Genomic DNA, 9,154 nt, shown 5'->3' with positions numbered 1-9,154 from the left:
CGGCCGGTGCCCTGGGCGGGCCGGCTGGTGGAAGGGGTGGTGGAGGCAGCGGGGGCTGAGCCCTATGTTTTGGGTGCCAACCGGGCCGGGCTGGGGGCGGTCCACCTGGACGGGGCGGGGCTCTACGCCGGTTGGCCCGGCCTCCACCTCCCCAACCTGGAGGCCTTCGCCGACGCCCTCCTGGCCGGCCGGATTCGGCTCGACGACCCCCGGCTCTTCCCCTTCGCTTCCGAGGCTCCCAGGTAACGGACCGCGGGAGGGGACGGCCGGGGCTGCACGCCCCGGCCGTCCTGGTCGATGCTTTTCGCTCTTGGAGCCGCTGCCGGTTCTCGCCCGCATCCGACGGCCGAAGGGTGGCTCGCATCGGATCCGTTGCCCAGGCCCTGCCCCTGGCAGGCTCCCGGCCCTTGGTGGGCTAGTACCCCGCGACAGAGCCGCCCCGGCGGGGATCGGCGCCCCCCAGAAGCCGGCCCGTTGCGGGGTCGATCAGAATGGCATGCGCCCCGCCGTAGCTTTCGGTCCGCTGCACCTGGTGGCCCCGGGCTTCCAGGGCGGCCACCAGCCCGGGCGAGGCGTCGTACAGTTCCGCCTCCATCTCCATGGGCCCGCCCCGGTTGACCACCCGCGGGGCGGTGATGGCCTGCTGGGGATCCATGCCGAAGTCGATGACGTTGGTGAGGACGTTGAGGACGATCCCGATGATCCGGGAGCCGCCCGGCGAGCCCACGGCCAGGAAGGGCTGGCCGTCCTTGAAGACCAAGGTGGGCGTCATGCTGCTCCGGGGCCGCTTGCCGCCGTAGCTGTACCGGTCCTCAGGGTTCAGGGCCGTCCGCCGGGGCCGCTTGCCGCCTTCGGGCCGGTTGGCCACCAGGCTCCCGTCCTCGGCGACGGGGACGGGGTCAAAGTCGGTCAGCTGGTTGTTCAGCAGGAAGCCCCGGCCCGGCACCACCAGGAAGTTGCCCCACTCCGACTCGATGGTGGAGGTGACGGCCACCACGTTCCGCTCCCCATCGACCACGGTGAAGTGGGTGGTGTGGGCGCCCTCCTCCGCCTGGTTGGAGCCGAAGGGGCTCGCGGGACGGGTCAGGACCGTCTCGTACGCCCAAGGATCGCCCGCGGGCACGGGGGCGGGCAGCGCGTGGACCGGGTCAATGAGGCGTCGCCGTTCTGCGGCAAAGGCCTTGCTGATTAGCCCGCTCACGGGCACATCCGCCCAGTCGGCGTCGGCCATGAAGAGGTTCCGGTCGGCGAAGGCCACCTTCTGAGCCTCGTTCAAGAGGTGGAGGGCGTCCAGGCTCCCCCAGCCGAGCCTCGCCAGATCGTAGGCTTCCAGGATGTTGAGGATCTCCAGCAGGGTCATCCCGCCCGAGGTGGGGGGCGCCATGCTGACCACCTCATAGCCCCGGTAGGTGCCCCGCACCGGTTCCCGCAGGACCGCCCGGTAGCTCTCCAGATCGCTCTTCTCCATCACCCCTGGGTTGATGGGGCTCTCCTTCACAGCGCGGACGATGTCGTCGGCGATCTCGCCCCGGTAGAAGACGTCGGGGCCCTGTTCGGCGATGAGCCGGAAGGTCTGGGCCAGGTCCCGGTTGACAAAAAGATCCCCAGCCTGCCAGGGGGAGCCGTCGGGCTTGACGTAAATGGCGGCCGTGGAGGGGAAGCGGGCCAGGTCCTCCCGGGCCGCGTTGAGCCGCCTCGCGTCCAGCTCCGAGAGCTCGAAGCCCTCCGCCAGCCGGATGGCCGGTTCCAAGATCTCGGCCAGAGGTAGGGTGCCGTAGAGCTCCACGGCCTTGGCGAACCCCGCCAGAGTACCAGGGACGCCCGCCGCGTTCCCGCCCGTCCGGCGATGGGCGAAGGGGATCACGTTCCCTTCTTCGTCAAGGAAGACCCGTTCATGGTACCGGGCGGGGGCCTCCTCCCGGGCGTCGATGGCGATGACCCGGCCCTCCTCGGCCGAGTAGATCATGATGAACGCGCCGCCGCCGATGCCGGTCATGGCCGGCTCGACGACGTTCAGGGCGAACTGGACGGCCGCCGCGGCGTCGATGGCGTTACCGCCTTTCTGCAGGATCTCCAGGCCGGCCTGGGAGGCGAGGGGATGGGCGCTGGAGACCATGCCCGTCTCGGCGACGGTGGCCACGTCATAGGACGTTTGGGCCCGGATGGTCCCGGAAGCCAGCAGCACGCCAAGCAGGATCATCAGGAACCCGGTCCTTCTGACCCGGCACCACATCACGTCGGATGCAGCCTCCTTCATCGTCGTTGCCATCCGCCCTCGGTTCCGTTGCGGCAGGCCCGCCCGCGGGCACGCCGGGCGAGCACTCTTCATGTATGATAGAATAAGCAGAACTATGTGGACAACCTGATCGCCTCTTGAGCGCGTCGGGCGAAGGGGGTGGAGCGGCGGGCGGCCCTGCCGCCCGCTCCACCGCTCTCTCCTGTTGAGGGCCGCACCAGGTGCCGGCCTTGAACGAGCCGCCGGCCTCACCCCAGCGGCTGCACCCACAACTCCCGCCGTCTGGGCCCGTCGAACTCGCAGAAGAAGATGCGCTGCCACCGGCCCAGTTGGAGGCGCTTCCCCTCCACGGGGACCAGAACCGAGGGTCCCACCAGGCTGGTCATCAGGTGGGCGGGTGAGTTCCCTTCCGCGTGGTGGAAGGGCACCTGGGGCACCTGGGCGTCCAGGGCCCGCTGGACGTCACTGGCCACGGCCGGGTCGTAGCCCTCGTTGACGGTCACCGCCGCGGTGGTGTGGGGGCAGAAGAGGAGCACCGCCTGGGGCGTGGTCGCCAGGCCCGCGACCACCTGGGCCACCCGGTCGGTCACGTCGATCCATTCCCGTGCGGCGCGGCTTTCGACCGAAATGCGCTCCACCGTCATCCCTCCATGTTTCCGTCAGGCTTGCCGTCCTGGGCCCCTCCATCATAGCCCAAGCCTCTCCGGGGGGCATCAAGCGGGAGGCGTAGCCAGGGGTCAGAGGTCTCTCGGGGCGCGGTCGGCCGGCCCCGGAGGTGGGAGGCCGAATCCCGCCCAGGATCCTGGCAGCCCACCAAGGGTCGCTCCGTGTCCGGGCCGGTCGGTGAAGGGGCCTTCCGACGCTACTCCAACTCCACGATCAGGTCGCCGGCGTTGACGAACTGGCCCGGCTGCGCGTGGATGGCCCGCACCACGCCCCCTTCTGGGCTGTTGAGGGGAATGTGCATCTTCATCGACTCGATCACCGCCACCTCTTGCCCCGCCTGCACCTGGTCACCCACCGCCACTTTCAGGTCCAGCAGGATGCCGGCCATCTCGCTCGCGATCGACTTCACCGCTTCCGGTCCCTCCTGGTCTCCAAGTCAAGGTGACTGAAAAGTTAGCCATCATCCGGCCCATTCCTCTCACCCCCGGGCTACCGTCGGTCCGGTCCGGCGCGGCGGGGCTTCCCCGGGGCTGGGTCGCGGGGGACGTCTGCCGGCGGGCCGGGCAGGCGCGGGCCAGGGCCGAAAGGGCCAAGCCCGCCCCAGAATGGGCGGGCTTGGCCTTCGTCTCTCTGCCGCTGGGTGTTGCGCTTGCTGCCGGCCAAGGCCACGGCCCGGCCGCCGCGGCGCGGCGCCGTCAGCCGGCTTTGCCCATCCGCGAGAAGCGGCTGGCCAGGCCGTTGGCGATGAGGACCAAGGTTGTGGAGATGGCCACCATGATCAACCCCAGGGCGGCCACCCGGCCCCAGAGGGCGTCGGCCACGGCCCGGTAAAGCTGGACTGAGAGCACCTCCGAGCCAGGCCGGGCGAGAACCGTCGAGACGTCCAGCTCCCGGACGAACATGACCAGGAGCAGGGTCCAGCCCGAGAGCACCCCCGGCAAGGCCAGGGGGGCCACCACTTTCCGGAAGGTCCGGAAAAAGCCGGCCCCGCTTACGGCCGAAGCGTCCTCCAGGTCCTTGCTGATCTGGATGAAGGTGCTGGTGAGGGGCCGGATACCGTAGGGCAGGTAGACGGCCACGTAGCCGATGAGGAGGGCCCACAGGGTGCCGTAGAGGTCGGTGCGGGCAAAGAGCCACATGAAGCCCACCCCGATGACCAGCCCCGGGAAGGAGAAGGAGAGGAAGGTGAGCGCCTCCAGCACCGCGCTGCTCCGGGTGCGAACCCGGACGACGACGTACGAGGTCAGGGTGGAGAGGATGATCCCCAAGGTGGCCCCGCCCAGGGCCAGGATGATGCTGTTCCGCAGGGCCCTGAGGGTGAGGGGGTCACCCAGCACCTGGGTCCAGTTGCGCCAGGTGAGCTGGCGGAAGGCCTCCGCGCTGGGGGCCATCACGTAGGGCACGAGCGAGGTGTAGAGGAGCACCAAGACCGGCAGCACCACCAGCAAGATCCCCAGCAGGAGGACGAAGAGGCCCAAAGGCCACCGCCAGACCCCCAGGCGGCTGATGGTGGGCCGGTACCCCTTGCCGGAGATGGTGACGAACCTTTCGCTCCGGGCGGTCAGGTAGCGGTAGAGGTAGACCAGCACCACCGCGGCCCCCAAGACGCTGACGCCCACCGCCGCCGCCCGGCCGTAGTCGGGCACGAAGCCGACGTTGATCAGCCGGTAGATGAAGGTGGTGAGGACCTCGATCCGGCCCGGCATCCCCAAGACCGAGGGGATGGCGAAGGCGCTGATGCTCCGGATGAGGACCAGGGTGATGGCGGCCAGGATCGCCGGGCGGAGGATGGGCAGGATGATCCGCCACCAGGTGGCCGCCCGGGAGCGGCCGCTCACCCATGAGGCCTCCTCCAGGGACGAGTCAAAGGAGGCCATGGCCGCCACGATCACCAGGTAGGCAACGGGCAGGTCGAGGAGACCCTCCACAAAGATCATGCCCGGAAGGGAGTAGATGTTGATGGGACCCAGGCCGAACTCCTGCAAGATGAGGTTGAGCATGCCGTTGGTCGGGTTGAGGAGCAGCGCCCAGCTGGACCCGTAGGCCAGGTGGGGGATCATCATGGAGACCACCGGCAGCAGGTGAAGCACACCCCGGAAGGGGATGTCCGTGCGGAAGTTGAGGTAGGCCAGGATCACCGCCAGGGTGGTGGCCAAGAAGGCCGACCCGAAGCTGTAGATCACCGTATTGAGGACCACCTGGGGCAACCGCGCGTCGCTGTAGACCCGCGCGTACTTCTCCAGGGTGAAGGTCCCCACCGCCCCCAGGCCCTGGGAGAAGCTCCCTACCACCAGCATGAGGGCCGGGCCCAGGGTGAGCCCCCCAACGACCACCAAGAGCACCGCAATGAACCACTTGGTACCGATCTGCCCGCTCTGCATGGCCGATCACTCCAACACCCGGCAGCCAGCGGGGTCGATAGTCATGGGCGTCTCCTGGCCCTCGGCCAGGCTGTGGGTGGTGGCCAGCCGGGCCATGAGGCGGGTCTCGCCCACCCGCAGCTCGGCGTCGTAGTACTCGCCGACGAAGATCAGCGACTCCACCCGGCCCTGGAAGCGGTTGGGCTCTTGGCTTTCGGGGGAGGCGGGGCTGAGCGCGTCGCTCCGGATGTAGACCGTCACCCGCCGGCCGGGGCTCATACCGTCAGCCCCGTGGCAGAGGAGCTGCCCCATGGGCGTCTCCACCCGAGCCCACTCCCCTTCATTGGCCACCAGGGTGCCTTCCACAAAGTTGGTGCCGCCCAGGAACTCCACCACGAACCGGGACTTGGGCCGGAAGTAGATCTCCTGGGGGCTCCCCTGCTCCACGATCTCACCGGCCCGCATCACCACCACATGGTCGGAGAGGGCGAGGGCCTCGGAGCGGTCGTGGGTGACATACAGCGCGGTGACCCCCAGCTGGGTGAGGAGCCGCCGGAGCTCCCGCCGGGTCTCCTCCCTGAGCTTGGCGTCCAGGTTGCTCAAGGGCTCATCAAAGAGAAGGATCTTGGGCTGGGAGACGAGGGCCCGGGCCAGGGCGACCCGCTGCTGCTGGCCGCCGCTCAGGGCGGTGGCCGGGCGGCGCTCGAAGCCAGCCAGCTGGACGAACTCCAGCGCCTCCGCCACCCGCCGGGCGATCTCGTCCCGGGGTAAGCCCCGGGCCTCCAGGGGATACGCCACGTTCTGGAAGACGGTCATGTGGGGCCAGATGGCGTAGGTCTGGAAGACCATGCCGATGCCCCGCTTCTCCGTGGGCACCGAATAGGGCTTCTTCCCCTGGCCGGACCAGACCACCTGGTCACCGAAAGCGATCTCACCGCTGTCGGGCGATTCCAGCCCGGCAATGCACCGCAGCAGGGTGGTCTTCCCGCAGCCGCTCGGCCCCAAGAGGGTGGTCACCTGGTTGGCGGGAACGGTCAGGGTGACGTTCTTGAGTGCGGCCACATCGCCGTCCGGTGATGAGAAGGTCTTGTTCAGATTGGTGATGCGGATCTCCATCAAGCGGCCTCCCTCGAGCCTCATTGCAGTTGGGCCCAGCCCTGGAGGCTGGGCCCAGCGGGTGCGGGTTACCGGAAGATGCGGGCGAATTCCTGCGCCCACTCCTCCAGCTCTTGGTCGCTCATGGTCCTGAGCGGGAGGACCTCGGCCTGGTCGATCCCGTCAATGGGCGGATAGACCCCCGCGTGGAGGACGTACTCGCCCACGTCCCGGGCCAGGATCTCCTGGGCCTCTCGGCTCAGCCAGAAGTCAAAGAAGAGTCGGGCGGCGTTGGGTTCGGGCGCACTGGCCGCCAGGGCAATCCCGCGCGGCGTGCCGAAGAGAGGCTCCTTCACCCGGGCCCAGTCCAGAGGCGCGGGCGCCAGGGTGACGATGTACTTGGGCATGGAGATCCCCAGGGCCACCTCACCGGAGGAGATAGGGCCGGGGGTGGGGCCGAACGAGGCGACGAACATGGGCTCGTTGGCGGCCAGGCCCTCCACGAAGGCCCACCAGGCCTCCTCGGAGCCGAAGACGTTGGCCTCCTTGAGGCCCACGAGCCACTGGATGGTGGTGGCGTGGACGCTGGGATCGGGCATGACGATCTTGCCCCGCCACTTGGGATCGGTCAAATCCATGTAGCTTTTGGGTACATCCTCGGGCTTGACCAGGTTGGTGTTGTAGATGATGGCGACGTACTCGATCCCGAAGACCTGGATCATGCCATCGGGATCCCGGCTCCACTCAGGGTAGTTGGCCGCCGCAGGCGAGTCGTAGGCCGCCAGGGCGCCCGCGTCCTTGAGGATCTCCAGGACAGGAACGGGGGCCTGGAGGACCGAGCCCCGGTTCCGCCCGGTGGCGTGCTCCGTGAGTACTGTGGGCGCAAACTGGGTGGTGGAGAGCCGCGTGTAGAGCGCCTCCACCCCATACTTCGCCTTGAAGGCCTCGAGGATGGGCTCGATGGCTGTCATGTTGGCGTAGAAGCTGACCTGCCCCTCCCGCTGGGCCTGCCCGACCAAGTCCGCCGATTGGCCGGAAACGGGAGCTGCCAGCACCAACAGTATGGCGAGTCCAGTAATCAGCTTGCGGAACAAGACTTTTCCCTCCCATTCGAGACAGACAGACCCTATCGGGAGTTCGGCGTCGGTTCCGACCTCCCTTCCCATTTCGTGCCAAGGGGCATGGGATCGGCCAGAAAAGCCTGGAAGGGGTCCGAAAGGTCAAGGGAGGGCTGGGTCAAGCTGGGATTGGATCGGATCCCGTCACCCTTTCCCGGGAAATGAGGGCGGCCCCCAAGCAGATCCCATCTCGCCCGTGATGAACCTCCAAGGATCTTCGTCCCGCAGAACCAACGCCACGCCACCCGTGGGCAGGATCGCTCTGCATCCATTTTGAAGAGATAAGAGAAAGCCAAATCCCCCACGAGAACGGACTGTCGTGTTCCTGCGAAGGCCGACGGGTTCTCTCCAATGAGTGATGACATGCACCCGCTACGCATCTTGCTCGTGGACGACCACGCCCTGTTCCGCAAAGGTCTTGCGGCCCTCCTTCGAGCCCGTCCAGGGATCCTCGTGCTGGGCGAGGCGGGTGATGGCCGGGAAGCCGTCATCCAGGCCCGGAAGACATGCCCAGACGTCATCTTGATGGACATTGAGATGCCGGGATGCGACGGCCTGGAAGCGACCCGGCTCATCAAGGAAGAGCTGCCCGGGACCCGTATCGTCATGCTCACCGTCTCCGACGACGACCGCGACCTCTTTGAAGCCATCAAGGCCGGAGCCGAAGGTTATGTGCTGAAGGGCGCTGAACCGGAGGAGCTCTTTGACGTCCTCGAGGCGTTACGGCGCGGGGAGGTGCGGCTGTCGGGTGCGGTCGCTTCACGGATTCTCATGGAGCTCGTCAAGCCAACTCCCGAACGGGTGGATGAAGAACCCGACCTCTCCTCCCTCACCCCCCGCGAAGTCGATGTTCTCCAAGAGCTGGTCCGGGGCTCCACCAACAGGGAGATCGGCGAAACCCTTGGGATTGCCGAGAACACGGTGAAGATCCACTTGCGGAACATTCTTCAGAAGCTCCACCTCAAGAACCGAACCCAGGCGGTGGTCTACGCGGTCCAGAAGGGCCTGGTCGACTGGGATAAGGCGGAGATGGAGGGGGAGTTGTAGTCCGCCGTCTCGCGCGGAGCACTGGCCGGTCTGGAGGGACGCCCCATGTCGCCTGGAGCCTTTCGTCAAAGGTGGCGCCAGCCTCGTCTGGCGACCAAACTGGCCGTGCTCATTGTGGGCGTTTCCCTGCTCGGCGTGACGGTCTCGTTCCTCCTCGGGACCTCGGTGCACCGGGATCAGCTCATCGACGCCACGCGCCGCTCGGCGGACAGGCTCAGCCGGACCGTTCTTGCCGCCCTGGAAGACGGCATGCTGCGCCACGACCGCTCCATGATGGCCACCATCATGGGAGCGATGGGTGAGTACGACGTGGTTGCCGGGGCCTGGGTGCTCAACGATGAGGGCCGTCTCTATGTGGGAACGCGACCGGAGACGGTCGCAGCCCGAAGTCCTGCCTTTCCGGCCAGCCTGCAGGCCGTCCTGGCCGACGCCGATCCCTCCTCCGGCCCGACGGTGTTGATCACCGACCGGGATACCCTCCTGAGCGTGCAGCCTCTCGAGAACACGGCCCGATGCCAGATGTGTCACGAGACCGACCAGGCGGTGCTGGGTCACCTGGTCATCGAACTGCCCCTGAACGACCTCCAGGGCCAGCTGGCCGCCGCTCTCCAACCGATGGCCATCGCGACCGC

9 protein-coding genes are annotated in these 9,154 nt (G+C 67.7%); 3 read left to right on the top strand and 6 right to left on the bottom strand.

Features of this window, described 5'->3' with window-relative positions; all coding sequences use genetic code 11:
* The coding region (locus FWJ67_RS10115) for a hypothetical protein (RefSeq protein ID WP_414482424.1) at positions 1–246 on the top strand (246 nt) is incomplete at its 5' end.
* A gap of 169 nt (positions 247–415) precedes the next feature.
* Here the strand turns inward: FWJ67_RS10115 and ggt are convergent.
* The 6 genes from ggt to FWJ67_RS10085 all read right to left on the bottom strand — a co-directional run bounded on the left by ggt (position 416) and on the right by FWJ67_RS10085 (position 7,451).
* Positions 416–2,200 carry a gamma-glutamyltransferase gene (gene ggt, locus FWJ67_RS10110; protein ID WP_304174998.1) on the bottom strand — a complete coding sequence of 595 codons (1,785 nt, stop codon included), beginning with the start codon at positions 2,198–2,200 and terminating at the stop codon, positions 416–418.
* Between the two features lie 284 nt (positions 2,201–2,484).
* Positions 2,485–2,874 (bottom strand): secondary thiamine-phosphate synthase enzyme YjbQ, encoded by a 390-nt coding sequence (locus FWJ67_RS10105; protein WP_304175000.1) that lies wholly within the window; start codon positions 2,872–2,874, stop codon positions 2,485–2,487.
* A 224-nt stretch (positions 2,875–3,098) separates the two neighbouring features.
* Entirely contained in the window at positions 3,099–3,311 is a 213-nt protein-coding gene (locus FWJ67_RS10100) for an acetyl-CoA carboxylase biotin carboxyl carrier protein subunit (protein WP_304175002.1), read from the bottom strand.
* A 286-nt stretch (positions 3,312–3,597) separates the two neighbouring features.
* Complete coding sequence (locus FWJ67_RS10095) at positions 3,598–5,283, bottom strand: ABC transporter permease (RefSeq protein ID WP_304175004.1); 1,686 nt, start codon at positions 5,281–5,283, stop codon at positions 3,598–3,600.
* A gap of 6 nt (positions 5,284–5,289) precedes the next feature.
* Positions 5,290–6,378: an ABC transporter ATP-binding protein gene (locus FWJ67_RS10090; protein ID WP_304175005.1), complete on the bottom strand. Its 1,089-nt coding sequence runs from the start codon at positions 6,376–6,378 to the stop codon at positions 5,290–5,292.
* Between the two features lie 68 nt (positions 6,379–6,446).
* Positions 6,447–7,451, bottom strand: coding sequence for an ABC transporter substrate-binding protein (locus tag FWJ67_RS10085; protein ID WP_304175008.1), 1,005 nt, complete (start codon positions 7,449–7,451; stop codon positions 6,447–6,449).
* A 387-nt stretch (positions 7,452–7,838) separates the two neighbouring features.
* On the opposite strand from FWJ67_RS10085, the gene FWJ67_RS10080 reads away from it, so the two are divergent.
* Positions 7,839–8,522 (top strand): response regulator, encoded by a 684-nt coding sequence (locus FWJ67_RS10080; RefSeq protein ID WP_304175010.1) that lies wholly within the window; start codon positions 7,839–7,841, stop codon positions 8,520–8,522.
* A 45-nt stretch (positions 8,523–8,567) separates the two neighbouring features.
* Positions 8,568–9,154: hypothetical protein (locus FWJ67_RS10075; RefSeq protein WP_414482771.1), on the top strand; the 587-nt coding region annotated here is incomplete at its 3' end.

The sequence above is a fragment of the Limnochorda sp. genome (assembly GCF_047459355.1).
Lineage (GTDB): Bacteria > Bacillota > Limnochordia > Limnochordales > Limnochordaceae > Limnochorda.
Note: the sequence above shows the minus strand (reverse complement) of the source record. Positions and strands in the feature narration are given on the sequence as shown.